The 15,718-nt window shown below is 64.7% G+C and carries 13 protein-coding genes and 1 riboswitch; of the genes, 4 read left to right on the top strand and 9 right to left on the bottom strand.

The genetic code is table 11. The annotated features are described in order from the left end of the window. Positions 1-88 precede the first annotated feature (88 nt). Complete coding sequence (locus GTK01_RS21030) at positions 89-1,234, top strand: diguanylate cyclase (RefSeq protein WP_252924226.1); 1,146 nt, start codon at positions 89-91, stop codon at positions 1,232-1,234. On the opposite strand, the gene gcvP is transcribed toward GTK01_RS21030, so the two are convergent. The 8 genes from gcvP to GTK01_RS02265 form a co-directional block, all read right to left on the bottom strand. Continuing rightward, positions 1,231-4,017, bottom strand: coding sequence for an aminomethyl-transferring glycine dehydrogenase (gcvP, locus tag GTK01_RS02300; protein ID WP_252924225.1), 2,787 nt, complete (start codon positions 4,015-4,017; stop codon positions 1,231-1,233). The two genes, GTK01_RS21030 and gcvP, sit on opposite strands and share 4 nt — an antisense overlap. Before the next feature lie 14 nt (positions 4,018-4,031). After that, entirely contained in the window at positions 4,032-4,400 is a 369-nt protein-coding gene (gene gcvH / locus GTK01_RS02295; protein WP_252924224.1) for a glycine cleavage system protein GcvH, read from the bottom strand. A gap of 5 nt (positions 4,401-4,405) precedes the next feature. Further along, positions 4,406-5,503, bottom strand: a complete 1,098-nt coding sequence (gene gcvT / locus GTK01_RS02290) for a glycine cleavage system aminomethyltransferase GcvT (protein ID WP_252924223.1) — start codon at positions 5,501-5,503, stop codon at positions 4,406-4,408. 151 nt (positions 5,504-5,654) lie between these two features. Continuing rightward, positions 5,655-5,752: riboswitch (glycine riboswitch) on the bottom strand. Between the two features lie 29 nt (positions 5,753-5,781). Continuing rightward, entirely contained in the window at positions 5,782-6,189 is a 408-nt protein-coding gene (locus GTK01_RS02285) for a helix-turn-helix domain-containing protein (RefSeq protein WP_252924222.1), read from the bottom strand. Positions 6,190-6,334: 145 nt separating this feature from the next. Then, positions 6,335-7,177 (bottom strand): S-formylglutathione hydrolase, encoded by an 843-nt coding sequence (gene fghA, locus GTK01_RS02280; RefSeq protein ID WP_252924221.1) that lies wholly within the window; start codon positions 7,175-7,177, stop codon positions 6,335-6,337. Between the two features lie 7 nt (positions 7,178-7,184). Further along, positions 7,185-7,643 carry a YaiI/YqxD family protein gene (locus tag GTK01_RS02275; protein ID WP_252924220.1) on the bottom strand — a complete coding sequence of 153 codons (459 nt, stop codon included), beginning with the start codon at positions 7,641-7,643 and terminating at the stop codon, positions 7,185-7,187. Further along, positions 7,640-8,461 carry a hypothetical protein gene (locus GTK01_RS02270; protein WP_252924219.1) on the bottom strand — a complete coding sequence of 274 codons (822 nt, stop codon included), beginning with the start codon at positions 8,459-8,461 and terminating at the stop codon, positions 7,640-7,642. Before GTK01_RS02270 ends, GTK01_RS02275 begins: the two co-directional genes overlap by 4 nt. Positions 8,462-8,555: 94 nt before the next feature. Continuing rightward, on the bottom strand, positions 8,556-9,683 hold the full coding sequence (locus GTK01_RS02265) for an S-(hydroxymethyl)glutathione dehydrogenase/class III alcohol dehydrogenase (protein WP_252924218.1): 1,128 nt from the start codon (positions 9,681-9,683) through the stop codon (positions 8,556-8,558). Positions 9,684-9,914: 231 nt separating this feature from the next. Between GTK01_RS02265 and GTK01_RS02260 the strand changes: the two genes are divergently transcribed. The 3 genes from GTK01_RS02260 to GTK01_RS02250 all read left to right on the top strand — a co-directional run bounded on the left by GTK01_RS02260 (position 9,915) and on the right by GTK01_RS02250 (position 14,373). Next, entirely contained in the window at positions 9,915-10,202 is a 288-nt protein-coding gene (locus GTK01_RS02260) for a potassium channel family protein (protein ID WP_252924217.1), read from the top strand. 91 nt (positions 10,203-10,293) lie between these two features. Next, positions 10,294-13,770: a DNA polymerase III subunit alpha gene (gene dnaE, locus GTK01_RS02255; protein ID WP_252924216.1), complete on the top strand. Its 3,477-nt coding sequence runs from the start codon at positions 10,294-10,296 to the stop codon at positions 13,768-13,770. Between the two features lie 159 nt (positions 13,771-13,929). Then, positions 13,930-14,373, top strand: coding sequence for a hypothetical protein (locus GTK01_RS02250; protein WP_252924215.1), 444 nt, complete (start codon positions 13,930-13,932; stop codon positions 14,371-14,373). Here the strand turns inward: GTK01_RS02250 and GTK01_RS02245 are convergent, their stop codons facing one another. After that, the gene (locus GTK01_RS02245; RefSeq protein ID WP_371924240.1) at positions 14,374-15,684 is read right to left on the bottom strand and encodes a DNA polymerase IV; all 1,311 of its coding nucleotides are present in this window, start codon (positions 15,682-15,684) and stop codon (positions 14,374-14,376) included. Positions 15,685-15,718 lie beyond the last annotated feature (34 nt).

Raw genomic sequence — 15,718 nt, 5'->3', positions numbered from 1 at the left:
AATCCCGCGTCGCGGCAGGGAAGGTAATTCAATAAAAACGTTTCACAGTTAAAGCATCGCCCGTCAGCGAGCGGCAAGGAGGTGGGCAGTGACAGTCAACTACGCATCTCTACTGCTTGCCAGCGCGATTTCCGGCATTTGCCTCGCCGCGACCATGATGGGCTTCTGGCTCACGGCCAAGCGCGATTCCTTCAAGCTGACGTGGTCGCTCGGCGTGCTCACGCTGGTCGCTCACGTTCTGGCCTATACAATCTATGCCGAGAACCCGCATCCCTTCATCGGCGCTTTCGTCGTCGCACTCCTGCCCTTGGGTCTGTCGATCATCCACGGCGCCGCACACCAGTTCGTGCAGCAGAACCCTTCGCTGAACCGCGTCGCGATCACGTCAGTGATTTCGCTTGGTCTTGCCTTGCCGCCCTTGGCGCTGGGCTACGACGGCGTTGCCTTCATCGTCCAGAATTTCGCAGCTGCGATCCTCCTGACCATGTCCGGTCACGTCTATTTCAGCCATCGCCGCGAAGCGCCGGCAGCACTGACGCTGATGGCCTCGATTTATCATCTGACCGCGCTCTCGTTTGCCGCTTGCGGCCTCGTGCTGCTCTACGGCCAGCAATGGACGCTCGGCGGCGTCCCGGAAAATTGGGCCGAGCGCGTGAACATCGTCGTTGCCATCCTTGCGATGACCGGCGCCGGCGCGTTGTCGATCGCGCTTGATCAGACACGACTTGCGCAGTCGCACAAGGCAGACGCGATCACCGATCCGCTGACCGGCCTTCTCAATCGTCGCGGTCTTGAGCAGACGACGGCCGGCCAGACCTTCGGACCCTTCGCGGCCGTCGCGATCTTCGATCTCGACCATTTCAAGCGCGTCAACGACACGCACGGACATTCCGCGGGCGATGCGGTGCTCTGCGATTTTGCGCGCATTCTCGATCAGGCAAAGCGCGGGCGCGACGTCGCCGCGCGCCTGGGCGGAGAGGAGTTCGTGCTCGTCATGCCGCGCGTGACGGACGACCAGGCCGCGGCGACCGTCCGCCGCGTCTGCGCCATGCTCGCCGCCGAAAACTTCACGGCCAAGGGCTGCTCCTTCCGCTGCACGTCCAGCGCCGGCATCGTCTTCGGCGACGATACGCGGCCGGGAGTCGAAACGCTGATCGAGCGGGCAGACGAGGCGCTCTATGCGGCCAAGAACTCAGGCCGCAACCGTGTCGAAATCGTGCGGCTGGCAAGTTAGCTTGCAAGCGCCTCCATGGGCGGACACGAGCAGACGAGGTTGCGGTCGCCCGCCACATTGTCGATGCGCGAGACGGGCGGCCAGTATTTCGACGCCATGTTTTTATCGCCGGCCGGGAAGGCCGCCTCGATCCGCGAATAGGGGTGCGCCCACTCCGCCGCCATCACGTCGATCGCCGGGTGAGGGGCGTTGACGAGCGGATTGTCGTCCTTCGGCCACTTGCCCCCGGCCACTTTCGCCGCCTCCTCGGCGATGGCGATCATCGCGTCGCAAAAGCGGTCGACTTCGGCCTTGGGCTCGGATTCAGTAGGTTCCACCATCAGCGTTCCCGCGACAGGCCACGACATGGTCGGCGCGTGGAAGCCATAGTCGATCAAACGCTTGGCGATGTCCTCCACCGAAATGCCCGCGCTGTCCTTCAGGATGCGGGTGTCGAGGATGCACTCATGGGCAACGCGCCCGTTGCGGCCGCGATAGAGCACCGGGTAGTGCGCCTCCAGCCGCTCTGCGATGTAGTTGGCAGAAAGGATGGCCAGCTCCGTCGCGCGCTTCAGGCCCGGCGCACCCATCATGCGGATGTACATCCAGGTGATCGGCAGGATCGAGGCCGAGCCGAAGGGCGCTGCCGCCACCGCATGGCGCGAACCTTCCGCCACATGGCCGGGAAGGAACTTCGCCAGATGCGCCTTGACGCCGATGGGCCCGATGCCAGGTCCGCCGCCGCCATGGGGGATGCAGAAGGTCTTGTGCAGGTTCATGTGGCAGACGTCGGCGCCGAGATCGCCCGGACGCGCGAGCCCGACCATCGCGTTCAAATTCGCGCCGTCGAAGTAGACCTGACCGCCATGGTCGTGGACGATCTCGCAGATGTCGCGCACGCCTTCCTCAAACACGCCATGTGTCGAGGGATAGGTCAGCATCAGTGCGGCCAGCCTGTCGGCATGCTGGTCGGCCTTCGCTTTGAGGTCGTCGAAGTCGACGTCGCCATGATCGGTGCACTTGACCACGACGATGTCCATTCCCGCCATCGAGGCGCTGGCCGGGTTTGTGCCGTGTGCGGAGGAGGGGATCAGGCAGACGGTGCGCTTCTCGTCGCCACGCGCGCGGTGGTAGCGGCGGATGGCGAGGAGGCCCGCATATTCGCCCTGGCTGCCGGCATTCGGCTGTAGCGAAACGGCGTCGAAGCCGGTTATCTCGGCCAGCCAGGCTTCGAGCTGGTCGAACATCGCCTTGTAGCCCTCGGCGCTGCCTTCGGGCGCGAAGGGATGGAGGTTGGCGACGCCGGCCCAACTCACCGGCATCATCTCGGCCGCCGCATTGAGCTTCATCGTGCAGGAGCCGAGCGGGATCATCGCCCGGTCGAGCGCCAGATCCTTGTCGGCGAGACGGCGCAGGAAGCGCATCATCTCGGTCTCGGAGCGATTCTCGTGGAAGACCGGCTGGCTCATGAATGAACCCGAGCGCTTGCCCGGCAGCCGCGCATCCGCCGCCTCGGGCAGCTTGACGCCGAAGAGGTCGGCGATCGCGGCGAGGTCGACCTCGGTCGAGGTCTCGTCGAAGCTGATGCCGATCCGGCCGTCCTCGAAGTCGCGCAGCCAAAGGCCCCGTTCCATCGTCTTTTCGACGATCGCCTCGGCATGCTTCGTCGTCACGGTCACCGTATCGAAGAAGCTGTCGCCCGCGACCTCGATGCCCTTTGCCTTCATGCCCGCATGAAGCCGCGCCGCGAAGCCGTGGATACGGTTTGCGATTTCCTGCAGGCCTTCCGGTCCGTGCCAGACCGCATAGGCGGACGCCATGTTGGCGAGCAGGGCCTGCGCGGTGCAGATATTCGACGTCGCCTTGTCGCGGCGAATGTGCTGTTCGCGCGTCTGGAGCGCGAGGCGATAGCCGACGCGCCCGCCGGCATCGACCGACTGGCCGACGAGACGGCCCGGCATCAGCCGCGTGAACCGGTCCTCGACCGCGCAATAGGCCGCGTGCGGCCCGCCATTGCCCATCGGCACGCCGAAGCGCTGCATCGAGCCGACCGCGATCTCCGCACCGAGCGAGGCCGGCGTCTGCGTGACCGCGAGTGCCAGCGGATCGGCGACGAAGATGACGACCGCGCCGGCGGCCTTGGCCTTCGCGATCTCGTTCTTGTGGTCACCATAGACGCCGTTCGTATCCGGCCACGGGACGATCAACGCCGCCGTCTCGTCATCGACGGGATCGCAGCCGATCGCCATGCCGAGCGGCTCGGCGCGCGTTTCGACCACGTCGAGCGTCTGCGGATGCAGCGCGCCGGCGATCGAGATCTTCGGACGCTTCATCCGGTGGTGGCGAAATGCGATGCCGACGGCCTCGGATACCGCCGTCGCCTCGTCGAGCAGCGAGGAGGAGGCGACCGGCAGGCCGGTCAGTTCCGTCACCAGCGTCTGAAAATGGAACAGCATCTCCAGCCGCCCCTGGCTGATCTCGGCCTGATACGGCGTATAGGCCGTGTACCAGGCCGGGTTTTCGAAGAGATTGCGCTGGATGACAGGCGGCACGTGCGTGCCGTGGTAGCCGGCGCCGATGAAGCTTTTTGCGACGACGTTCTTGTCCATCATGTTGCTGAGCTCGGCGAGCGCTTCCTGCTCGCTGGCAGGCGCCGGCAGGTCGAGCGGACCCTCGAGGCGGATCGACTTCGGCACGGCCTGCGCGATCAGCGTGTCGATCGAGGTGACGCCCAGCGTCTTCAGCATGTCGCGCTGGTCGGCCGGGCCGGGGCCGACATGGCGATTGGCAAAGCTAGTGCTCATCGTTCCGGTCTCCGTCAGGCCGTCGTCGCGTCATAGGCCGCGCGGTCCATAAGGCCGTCGAGCGCGGCCTTGTCGGCGAGCTTCATCTTCCACAGCCAGCCATCCTTCTCGGCGGCCGAGTTGACGAGGCCCGGATTGTCGGAGAGCCCGTCATTGACGTCCGTCACCTCGCCGGCAAGCGGGGCATAGACGTCAGACGCCGCCTTGACCGATTCGACCACGACAACCGTGTCGCCCTTGGCGATGCTTCGGCCCTTTTCGGGCAGTTCGACGAAAACGAGGTCGCCAAGCTGTTCCTGCGCGTAGTTGGTGATGCCGACGGTCGCGATGTCGCCCTCGACGCGGATCCATTCGTGGTCTTCGGTGAAATAGGTCTGGGCCATCTGCGTCATCCTTTGCGCATGCGATGTGGCTGGAACGGAAGAGGGTGGAGTGCGAGAGGCATGCGGTTGCCGCGCACCTCCGCAAAAATGGGGCCTTCCAAAGCGGCGGCGTCGACGCTGCCCATTGCGACGGGCCCGCCGAAAGACGGACCGAACCCGCCCGACGTGATCGATCCGACCGCCGCGCCGTCAGCGTCGACCAGCGCCGCCCCGGCCCGCACCGGCTGGCGGCCGTCCGGCTTCAGGCCGACGCGTTTGCGGCGCGGGCCGTTGGCGATGGCCTTGGCCAGCGCATCGGCGCCGATATAGGAACCGCCCGCACGCAACGCCTTGGGGATAGCCCATGTCAGTCCGGCATCGACCGGGTTGGTGTCCGGCGTGATGTCCTGTCCATGAAGGCAAAGCCCGGCCTCGAGCCGCAGGCTGTCGCGCGCGGCCAGGCCTATCCATTCGACGCGCGGATCGGCTGCGAGCCGTTCGGCGAGCGCTTGCGCCGCGTCCAGCGGCACGGCGATCTCGAAACCGTCCTCGCCGGTGTAGCCGCTGCGCGCGATGAAGCCGCCATCGTTGGTTTCCCTACCGTTCATGAAGGCGAGGCCATCGATCTCTAGCCCGGCGTCGCGCGCCACTGCCTCGGCTTGCGGTCCCTGCAAGGCCAAAAACACGCGGTCCAGCGCGTCGATCCTGCAATTGAACCCCGCTACGACCTCGCGCAGATGCGCCTCGTCGGCTTCTGCATTGCCGGCGTTGGCGACGACGACGAAGCGCTCGCCGTCCACCCGCGTGACGATCAGATCGTCGAGAATGCCAGCGTCGCCATTCAGGAAGAACGTGTATTTCGACTGCCCCGTCGCAAGCCCGTCGGCCTCGATCGGGCAGGCGCGCGAAAGTGCAGCCGCGGCCTGCGGCCCGGACACCGCGAACAGCTTCATGTGGGAGATGTCGAACAGCCCCGTCGCCTCGCGGCAATGGAGATGTTCCTTCATCACGCCTGCGGGATAGGTCAGCGGCATCGACCAGCCGGCGAATCCGCCGAACTTCGCGCCTGCCGCCGCATGCAGATCGTGTAATGGGAGTCGTTTCAGTTCGCCCAGTTCCGCCATTCGGCCTCCAAAGGTCGCACGTGTCCAGCCGCTTGCGCGGCATGTTCGTGCCCCTCTGTCGGAAGCCTGAGAGACTCGCGCGACCGGAACCCTGTCGGCAACGCTTACACCTTCGGCGCGGGGAGCGATCCCCGACTTTCCAGAGCGTCTTGGCCGGCGGACGGTTCTTTTGCCTGAGAGATTTCGGGCGATTTCCCCTTCGGCGGCGATCCCGGCAAGGCCCGAACCGCTCTCTCCCGCAAACCGGCGGGGTGCAAGCACCCCTGACAGAATCGACGCTAGACGATTGCGCCGCCCTTGTCACCCTCGCGCGCGAATATCCGCAGCTCATCCTCGATCTGGGTGATCACCGCCGCGCTTTGGGCGTGCAGCCGCTTCAACTCGGCAAGCTGAGCGGAAATGGCGCGCACCGTGTCGTCGCGCGCATCCTCTTCCGCCGGCGCGGTTCCGATGCCATAGAGCAGCCAGGACAGGCTGACATTGAGCACGCCCGCCAGCATCGAAAGCCGGTTGGCGCGGGGCTGCGAACGATCGGTCTCCCAGGCCTGCAGCGTTGCCGTCTGAACGCCGAGCCGCCGCGCAAGCTGCGCGGTCGTCATGCCGACCGCGTCGCGGGCGCGCGAAAGCCGGCCGCCCAGCGTGTCGAGGTCGGGATTTTCGGAATAGATCGTCGCGGTGTCGGACACCTGTGCCACCCCCTGAAATGTTCGCTCTGAATGTTGCTGCGCACCAGTCGTCGGCGCGTGTCCAAGCATGGAGCATGTGGGTTGCAACCGCAACCGTTGTGCACATTTGCCTTTCAGATCAGGGCGCTATCACCGCCAGCTCATCTCATTTCGCAGTGCCGAGTCGCTGCGCGTGCCATCTGAGATGGTCGTCCATGAAGGTCGAAATGAAGAAATAGGAGTGGTCGTAGCCCTCCTGCATGCGCAAGGTGAGGGCAATATCCGTTCCCTTCACCACTTCCTCGAAAAGCCAGGGACGCAGGCCGTCGTCGAGGAAGCCGTCGGCGGTGCCCTGATCGATCAGGAATTCGGGGAACCGTGCGCCGTCCTCGACCAGTGCCGTTGCGTCATAGAGCCGCCATGCGGCGTCGTTCGTTCCGAGATACTTCTCGAAGGCAGGCTTCGACCAGCCCGCCGTCGACGGCTGCACGATCGGCGCGAACGCCGAGCAGGATTTGAAGCGGTCCGGGTGTTTGAGCGCGATGGTCATCGCGCCGTGTCCGCCCATCGAATGGCCGAAGATCGACTGCCGCGCCATATCCGCCGGGAAATTTTCGGTGATCAGCGATGGCAGTTCCTCTGTGACGTAGGAATACATGCGGTAGTGGCTGGCAAACGGCTCCTCCGTCGCGTCGACGTAGAAGCCTGCGCCCTTGCCGAACTGCCAGTTGTCCGGCTCGTCTGGAACTCCGTCGCCGCGCGGGCTCGTGTCCGGACAGACGACGATGAGGCCGAGTTCGGCGGCCATGCGGCGATACTCGCCCTTGTCCATGACGTTCGCATGCGTGCAGGTCAGGCCAGACAGGTACCAGAGAACCGGGCAGGGGCCGTCCTTCGCCTGCGGCGGCACGAAGACCGCGAAAGTCATCTCGCAGTTGCAGGCCTGCGACATGTGCGAATAGACACCTTGTGTCCCGCCATGAGCTCGGGCTTCGGATATCGACTTCATCAGTCCCTCATTTCGTATTCAATGCGCGCCGGACCGTCCGGTCCAACGTTTCCAGAAAGCGCGACCGGTCCTTCGGGGAGAAGGCGGCGTTATAGCCCTTGATCTCCCCGCTTTCGCGCAAATTCTGCTTCAGGTCGCGTATCGCCACCGCCATGCCGATCGTTTCGGGCGTGAAGGGTTGGCCAGTCATCCCGACGACGTGGCAGCCTTTCTCGACGCCACGCGCGGCAAGCGGAATGTCGGCCGTGACGACGATGTCGTTGGCCGCCGCATTCTCCACGATCCAGTCGTCGGCGGCGTCGAAGCCGGTGGAGACCACCACATTGCGCACCATCGGGTCGCGCGAGGGGCGCAGCCCGCCATTGGCGACGAACGTCACGATGAGATCGTGACGTTCTGCGACCTTCAGCACCTCGTTCTTGACCGGACAGGCGTCCGCATCGACGAAGATGGCAGGCTTGCTCACGGGAGGCTGCACTGGGTCAGCGACACCCCTTCGTCGCCGGCTGCCTGGCTGATGCGCAGCGTGTCGGGTTCTGACGTATCGAGCGTTATCTGACGCTCTTCCGTCTCGCCTTCGGCAAAGCAGGTCGCCGAAACCGTCGTCGCGCCGTCGACCGTTTCGCCCGGCTCGATGTTGCAGACGCTCTCGTAGCGGCGAATGGTCGTCGGGGTGACCACGGCGAAGAGCTCGATCGGCTCCTGGTCGATCCGCGCACAGCCTTCCGCGTTCTCGGCCCAGACGCCGACATAGTCGGGGCCGACATTCGCCATCGAGGCACGGGCGGCGGCTCGCGTATCGGCGTTGAGATCGTCTTCGGCAACGAGCAGCGCCGCCGGGTCGCCTGCTGGCGCTTCGGGCACGTCGCCGCCGGTAGTCTCGTCGATCCGCGCTTCCAGTTCGCGAGCCGCCCGCTCGATGTCGTCGCGTGCCCGTTCGACGATCTCGCCCACCGACGCGCCGATCTGGCCGGCAACCTCACCTGCGCGGTCGAGAGTCGGTCCGGCGTCTTCCAGCGCCTGTTCGGCGCGCGTTCGCGCCTCTCCAGCCAGTCGGCCAGCCTCGGTCGCAGCCTCGTCGGCGGCCTCGCGCAAGCGCGACAGCGCGTCGCCGGCGGCGTCTTCGGCATCGTCCAGCGTCTGATCGAGGTCGGGATTGGCCGGTTCGGACTGCGCCGGCGGCGTCGGCTGGGCCTGCGAGGTCGTCGTTTCGTCCTCGCCGCAAGCAGCAAGTGTCATCAGCGAAACGCCCGCGGCAGCGAGCAGGAGTTTATTTGCGAACATTTGTGTTTCCCGATTGTCGATGACGTCCAGTCCGCGCATGGCGGAGCGCTCGCGCATCAACGCGCGAGCGTCCGAAAAGTGCCGCGACCTGACGTCAGTAGACGACCACGCTGCGGATCGATTCGCCCGCATGCATCAGGTCGAACCCCTTGTTGATCTCGTCGAGCGAAAGCGTGTGCGTGATCATCGGATCGATCTCGATCTTGCCGTCCATATACCAGTCGACGATCTTCGGAACGTCCGTGCGCCCGCGTGCGCCGCCGAAGGCCGTGCCCTTCCAGGTGCGCCCGGTGACGAGCTGGAACGGCCGTGTCGAGATTTCCTGGCCTGCACCGGCAACGCCGATGACGATCGATTCGCCCCAGCCGCGATGAGCGGATTCAAGTGCTTGGCGCATGACTTTCACGTTGCCCGTGCAGTCGAACGTATAGTCCGCACCGCCGATCTGATCGGCGCCGCGCTTGGTCATGTTGACGAGATACGGCACGATGTCGCCGTCGACTTCGCGCGGATTGACGAAATGGGTCATCCCGAAGCGCTCGCCCCATTCCTTCTTGTCATTGTTCAGATCGACGCCGACGATCATGTCTGCGCCGGCAAGCCGAAGGCCCTGGATGACGTTCAGGCCGATGCCGCCGAGACCGAAGACGATCGCGGTCGAGCCTATTTCGACCTTGGCGGTGTTGATAACGGCGCCAATGCCTGTCGTCACCCCGCAGCCGATGTAGCAAATCTTGTCGAAGGGCGCGTCGGGGTTGACCTTGGCGAGTGCGATCTCGGGCAGGACCGTGTGATTGGCGAAGGTCGAGCAGCCCATGTAGTGGAATATCTTGTCCTTGCCGATCGAGAAGCGGGAGGTGCCATCCGGCATCAGTCCCTGGCCTTGCGTGGTGCGGATCGCGGTGCACAGGTTCGTCTTGCGCGAGAGGCACGACGGGCACGAGCGGCATTCGGGCGTGTAGAGAGGGATGACGTGGTCGCCCTTCTTCAGGCTCGTCACGCCGGCCCCGACATCGACGACGACGCCCGCGCCCTCGTGGCCGAGAATCGCCGGAAAGATGCCTTCCGGATCAGCGCCCGACAGGGTGAATTCGTCGGTGTGGCAGATGCCCGTCGCCTTGATCTCGACCAGAACCTCGCCGGCGCGCGGCCCTTCGAGGTCGACCTCCATGATTTCAAGCGGCTTTCCAGCGGCGGTGGCGACGGCGGCACGGGTCTTCATGGCATTTCCTCGGCGTTTTTCTGTTGCTACAAGATTTTCAGGAATCTGGCCCGCATTCAAGCAACCTCTTGTGAACGGAGCGTCGCAGGTGGTCGAGAACCTTCTGCTCGGGACGATCGTGATCGCCGCGACGGTCGTGATCCATGCCGTCGGGCTGATTGAGGTGACGCGCTGCTCGTCGGCGCTGACCACATCCTGGGTGTCGACCACCGGCGCAACCGCATCGTCGCCATGGTCGCGACCGTTCTCGGAACATTCGTCGTGCTGGCCGTCGAGATCTGGCTATGGGCGCTGGTCCATTTCGCGATCGGCAGTTTCGGCGATATCGAGACCGCGCTTTATTTCTCGATCGTCTCCTTCTCCACACTTGGCTATGGCGACGTCATTCCGCCAGAGCGCTGGCGCGTCTTTGCTGCGCTGGAGGGCATCAACGGCTTCCTTCTCATCGGCTGGTCGACGGCTTACCTGATCGCAGCGGGAATGCGGATCGGCCCGTTCCGCTCAGGCGAACACTTCTGACGGCACGTCTGTTGGAAACGTTGCTCGCAGGGTGGACATCGACCCGGTCGGGTCCGACAATGGAGCCCGACTCTTCTTGCGAAAGCCCGACATGACCGCCAGCCTGACCAGCGCTGTTTCGAATCGCTTTGTCCATCTTCGGGTCCATTCGGCCTACTCGCTCCTCGAAGGCGCGCTTCCCATCGGCAAGATCGTGGGCCACGCGGTCAAGGACCAGGCGCCGGCCATCGGCATCGCCGACACCAACAACCTCTTCGGCGCGCTGGAATTCGCGCAGAAGGCGGTCAAGGACGGCGTGCAGCCCATCGTGGGTTGCCAGATCGACGTCAATTTCGGCGACGCGCAGGACAACGGCCGCAATGCGCGCCGCCACGACCGCGGACTGACGCCGCTGGTGCTGATCGCGGCGACCGAAAGCGGATACGCCAATCTCGTCGACCTCGTTTCGAAATCCTACCTCGACGTGCCGGCCGGCGAACCGGTGCAAGTGCTCGCTGAGTGGCTGCCGGCCCGCAGCGAGGGCATCATCTGCCTGACCGGAAGCGAACGCGGCCCGATCGGCGCCGCGCTCAAGGCCGACCAACCGGCGCTAGCCGAGCAGCGCCTTGTCCAGTTGAAGGACTGGTACAGCGACCGGCTCTATGTCGAACTCCAGCGTCCGAGCGGCTATGACCGCCCGCAGGAGGCCGCGACGATCGAACTTGCCTACGCGCACGATTTGCCGCTCGTCGCGACCAACGAAGCCTTCTTTCCCGCCGCCGCCGACTATGACGCCCATGACGCGCTGATGGCGATCGCGGAAGGCTCGGTCGTCGCCGTTGACGACCGCCGCCGGCTGACGCCCGATCACTATCTGCGCACACAAAAGGAGATGGCCGCGCTGTTTGCGGACCTCCCCGAAGCGCTCGCGTCCACGATCGAGATCGCCCGGCGCTGCTCCTACTATCCCAAGACCCGCAACCCGATCCTGCCACGTTTCACCGGCAACGACGAGGCCGACGCGGATGCAGCGCTCCAGGCCGAGGCCGACGAACTCGCGCGCCAGGCCCGCGAAGGGCTCGATGCGCGTCTTGCCGCGCACGGCCCCACCAAGGGCTACACGGTCGAGCAGTATCGCGAGCGGCTCGAATTCGAGATCGGCATCATCACCCGGATGAAGTTTCCGGGCTACTTCCTGATCGTCGCGGACTTCATCAAATGGGGCAAGGCTCAAGGGATTCCCGTCGGACCGGGCCGTGGTTCGGGCGCAGGTTCGCTCGTCGCCTATGCGCTCACCATCACCGACGTCGATCCCCTGCGCTTCTCGCTCCTCTTCGAGCGATTCCTCAATCCCGAGCGCGTATCGATGCCGGACTTCGACATCGATTTCTGCCAGGACCGGCGTGAGGAGGTCATCCGCTACGTCCAGGGCAAGTACGGGCGTGAGCAGGTCGGCCAGATCATCACTTTCGGAACGCTTCAGGCCCGCGCCGTCCTGCGCGACGTAGGCCGTGTGCTCCAGATGCCCTACGGACAGGTCGACCGGCTCTGCAAGATGGTGCCGGCCAACCCCGCCAACCCGGTCAAGCTCAAGGACGCCATCGAGGGCGAGCCGCGCTTTGCCGAGGAGGTGGAGAAGGAACCGATCGTCCAGAACCTCCTCGACATCGCGATGAAGCTCGAAGGCCTCTACCGCCATGCCTCGACGCACGCCGCCGGCATCGTCATCGGCGATCGGCCGCTCTGGCAGCTCGTGCCGATGTATCGCGATCCGCGCTCCGACATGCCGGTCACCCAGTTCAACATGAAATGGGTCGAGCAGGCCGGTCTGGTGAAGTTCGACTTCCTCGGCCTGAAGACGCTGACCGTCCTGCAGACGGCCGTCGACCTCATCAAGCGGCGCGGCGTCGACATTGACCTGGCGACCATTCCGCTCGACGACGAGAAGACCTACGCGATGCTTTCGCGCGGCGAGACGGTCGGCGTGTTCCAGGTGGAATCGGCCGGCATGCGCAAGGCGCTCGTTGGCATGAAGCCTGACTGCATCGAGGACATCATCGCTCTCGTCGCGCTCTATCGGCCGGGCCCGATGGAGAACATCCCGACCTACAACGCCCGCAAGCACGGTGAGGAGGAAATCGAGTCGATCCATCCGAAGATCGACCATCTGGTGAAGGAGACGCAGGGCGTCATCGTCTACCAGGAGCAGGTGATGCAGATCGCGCAGGAGCTTTCGGGCTATTCGCTCGGCGAAGCCGATCTGTTGCGCCGCGCCATGGGCAAGAAGATCCGCGCCGAGATGGACAAGCAACGCGTGCGCTTCGTCGACGGCGCGGTCGAGCGCGGGGTCACCAAGCCGCAGGCGAACTTCATCTTCGACCTCTTGGCCAAGTTCGCCGATTACGGCTTCAACAAGTCGCACGCCGCCGCCTACGCCATCGTCTCCTACCAGACGGCCTATCTGAAGGCGCATTACCCGACCGAGTTCCTCGCCGCGTCGATGACGTATGACATGAACAACACCGAGAAACTCTCTGATTTCAGGCAGGACGCGATGCGTCTCGGGATCGAGGTCGTGCCGCCATCGGTGATGACGAGCCATCGACCGTTCGAGGTTGGCGAGAAGAAGATCTTCTATGCGCTCGCCGCCATCAAGGGCGTTGGCGAAGGGGCGGTCGACCATATCGTGGCGCTGCGCAAGGAAAAGTCGTTCGAGAGCCTCGAGGATTTCTGCTCGCGCGTCGATCCCAAGATCGTCGGCAAGCGCGTCTTCGAAAGCCTGATCGCCGCCGGCGCGTTCGACTGCTTTGGCCACGACCGTGCAGCGCTCGCTTCCGGTCTTGACCGGATGATGGGGCTCGCCGCCCGTGCCAGCGAAAATGCCGCGAGTGGCCAGACTGACATTTTCGGACAGGCGCTGGGCGCCGAGCCCGAAAAGCTGCATCTGCCGCTCGCCGAACCGTGGCTGCCCGCCGAGCGTCTCCACCGCGAGTTCAACGCCGTCGGCTTCTACCTTTCGGCCCATCCACTCGACGAATACAAGAAGACGCTGGAAAAGCTGCGCGTGCAGGGCTGGGCGGAGTTTCAGGCCGCCGTCAAGCGCGGGGCTTCGGCGGGGCGGCTTGCCGGCACGATCACCTCGCGCCAGGAGCGCCGCACCAAGACTGGCAACAAGATGGGCATCATCCAGTTGTCCGATGCGACTGGGCAGTACGAGGCCGTGCTCTTCTCCGAGATGCTGGCGCAGTATCGCGACCTTCTCGAGCCCGGCAAGTCGGTCGTCGTGACGGTTGCGGCGGAGAACCGGCCGGAAGGCGTAAATCTGCGCGTCCAGACCATGGCGTCGCTGGAAGACGAGGCAAGCCGCATTCAGAAGGCTCTGCGCATCTTCCTGCGCGATCCCTCGCCGCTTTCGGTTTTGACCGGCCAGTTGTCGCAGCGCGGCGAGGGGCAGGTCAGCTTCGTCGTCATCCGCGAAGGCGGGCAGGGCGAGATCGAGGTCGAGCTTCCAGACCGCTACCGTCTGTCGCCGCAGATCGCGTCTGCGATGAAGGCCGTTCCAGGCGTGGTCGACGTTGAACTCGTTTGAGTTGCTTCACGATCCGTGTCCGGGTGTCGCAGAAAATGTGACGGTGAATGTTCGGAAGGCCGGATTGGCGCGTTCTCTTCCCGAGTGAAGGTCAAACTCGAAAGGATCGACATGCGCGCTTTGTCCGCATTTGTTGCCGCGGCATCCATGATGGCTGCGATGCCGGCACATTCATCCGAGGCCGAATTCCTGAAGAGCCTGGAAGGACAATGGGCCGGCGGCGGTTCGATCCGACTGAAGCCCGAGCAGGAGCCGGTCAACGTCAATTGCGACCTCTCCTCCGATGCGTTGGCCGAGCGGCTGTCGATGGACGGAAATTGCAGCGCGATGATCATCATGTCGCGGGCGATCGGCGCGGATCTGTCGGTAGAAGGCGCGACATATTCTGGAACATATACGGGTTCGCCGCGCGGTCCTGCCAGTCTTTCGGGTAACCGCAGCGGCGACACCGTCAATCTCGCCGTCGCATGGCCGGAGACCGGCCGCGAAGCGCGCATGCAGCTTTCGTCCTCCGGCAACGCATTGCAGATCGTGACCACCGAAGCGCATCCGCAGACGGGCGAGCCTGTCGTCACGGCGCAGCTTTCCTTCGAAAGGCAATAGTCAGCCGGCTTTCGGTGGTCGGCCGTTGCGCGGGCGCCCGAACGTGTAGCCCGTCTCGACGATCGCATTGCCGAACTTGTCCCGCAGCCGATCCATCGCACCCTCCGCCTTGGCGGCCTTGGCCCCGCGGGTGTCGACGAGGTCGGGAGGATCGGCCCGCGCCGCATCCGCCAGTTCGGAAACGCCGATGCCCAGCAGGCGGAAGCGCGTGCCGTCGAGTTCGTGCTTCAGCATGTCCAGCCCGGTCTGGAAAATCCGCTCGGCAAGCTGGGTCGGGTCCGCCAGCGCCCGGTTGCGTGTGCGGGTCTTGAAGTCCCCCGTCTTGAGCTTGAGGACGACGGTGCGTCCGGCGATCTGATGGCTCTTCAGCCGCCGCGAAACCTTCTCGCTCAACGCCCGCAGCACCGGTACCAGATCCTCTGCGCGCGACAGGTCGACGTCGAAGGTGGTTTCGGACGAAACGCTCTTGGCCTCCCGGTCGGCGGTGACGCGCCGGACATCCTCGCCGCGTGACAGGTGGAAGAGCCGGTCGCCCATCGTGCCATAGCGCTTCAGGAGATCGCCGCGCTCCATCTTCTGCAACTGGCCGATGGTGCGCACGCCGTCTCGCTCCAGAACGGCCGTAAACGCCTTGCCGACGCCCCAGATCATCGACACCGGCTGTCCGGCCAGGAATTCCAGCGCCTCTGCCTCGCCGATGACAGCAAAGCCGCGCGGTTTCCTCAAGTCGGATGCGACCTTGGCGAGGAACTTGCAGTAGGAGAGGCCCACCGAGACGGAAATTCCGATTTCGCGCTCGACCGAGAGCGCGAATTGGCCGAGCACCAGGGCAGCCGGGCGCCCGTGCAGCGTCTCGGTGCCGCCAAGGTCGAGGAAGGCCTCGTCGATCGAGAGCGGTTCGACCAGCGGCGCCAGCGCCTCCATCATCTGGCGCACCTCGCGCCCGACACGAACGTACTTCTCCATGTCCGGCTTGATCACGACGGCCTCCGGACAGGCTTGCAGCGCCTTGAACATAGGCATCGACGATCGCACGCCCTTGATGCGCGCGATGTAGCAGGCCGTGGAAACGACGCCGCGCGTGCCGCCGCCGATGATCACCGGCTTGTCGCGGAGCGCCGGATTGTCACGCTTTTCGACCGCCGCGTAGAAGGCATCGCAGTCGATATGTCCCAGATGCAGCGCGTAGAGCTCGTCATGACGGGCGATACGCGGACTGCCGCAGGCATGGCAACGCGGCGCGTCCCCACGCTGGAGGGTCAGGCAATCCCGGCAGAATCCATGAAGCGGATGATTGACAGTCTGGCGCATCGATGTGAACATAAAGGGAACAAACATCGTAGGA

This window comes from Aliihoeflea sp. 40Bstr573 (assembly GCF_024105655.1).
In the GTDB taxonomy this organism is placed as follows: Bacteria; Pseudomonadota; Alphaproteobacteria; order Rhizobiales; family Rhizobiaceae; genus Aliihoeflea.
The sequence above is the reverse complement of the archived record's forward strand: the minus strand, read 5'-3'. Positions and strand labels throughout refer to the sequence as shown.

What these genes read in the sequence shown, in the direction of transcription:
- GTK01_RS02265 (WP_252924218.1), bottom strand. Translation starts at nt 9,683, where the DNA reads ATGAAGACCCGTGCCGCCGTCGCCACCGCCGCTGGAAAGCCGCTTGAA.
- gcvT (WP_252924223.1), bottom strand. Translation starts at nt 5,503, where the DNA reads ATGGCGGAACTGGGCGAACTGAAACGACTCCCATTACACGATCTGCAT.
- GTK01_RS02250 (WP_252924215.1), top strand. Translation starts at nt 13,930, where the DNA reads ATGCCGGCACATTCATCCGAGGCCGAATTCCTGAAGAGCCTGGAAGGA.
- fghA (WP_252924221.1), bottom strand. Translation starts at nt 7,177, where the DNA reads ATGAAGTCGATATCCGAAGCCCGAGCTCATGGCGGGACACAAGGTGTC.
- gcvH (WP_252924224.1), bottom strand. Translation starts at nt 4,400, where the DNA reads ATGGCCCAGACCTATTTCACCGAAGACCACGAATGGATCCGCGTCGAG.
- GTK01_RS02260 (WP_252924217.1), top strand. Translation starts at nt 9,915, where the DNA reads ATGGTCGCGACCGTTCTCGGAACATTCGTCGTGCTGGCCGTCGAGATC.
- dnaE (WP_252924216.1), top strand. Translation starts at nt 10,294, where the DNA reads ATGACCGCCAGCCTGACCAGCGCTGTTTCGAATCGCTTTGTCCATCTT.
- gcvP (WP_252924225.1), bottom strand. Translation starts at nt 4,017, where the DNA reads ATGAGCACTAGCTTTGCCAATCGCCATGTCGGCCCCGGCCCGGCCGAC.
- GTK01_RS02245 (WP_371924240.1), bottom strand. Translation starts at nt 15,684, where the DNA reads ATGCGCCAGACTGTCAATCATCCGCTTCATGGATTCTGCCGGGATTGC.
- GTK01_RS02270 (WP_252924219.1), bottom strand. Translation starts at nt 8,461, where the DNA reads ATGTTCGCAAATAAACTCCTGCTCGCTGCCGCGGGCGTTTCGCTGATG.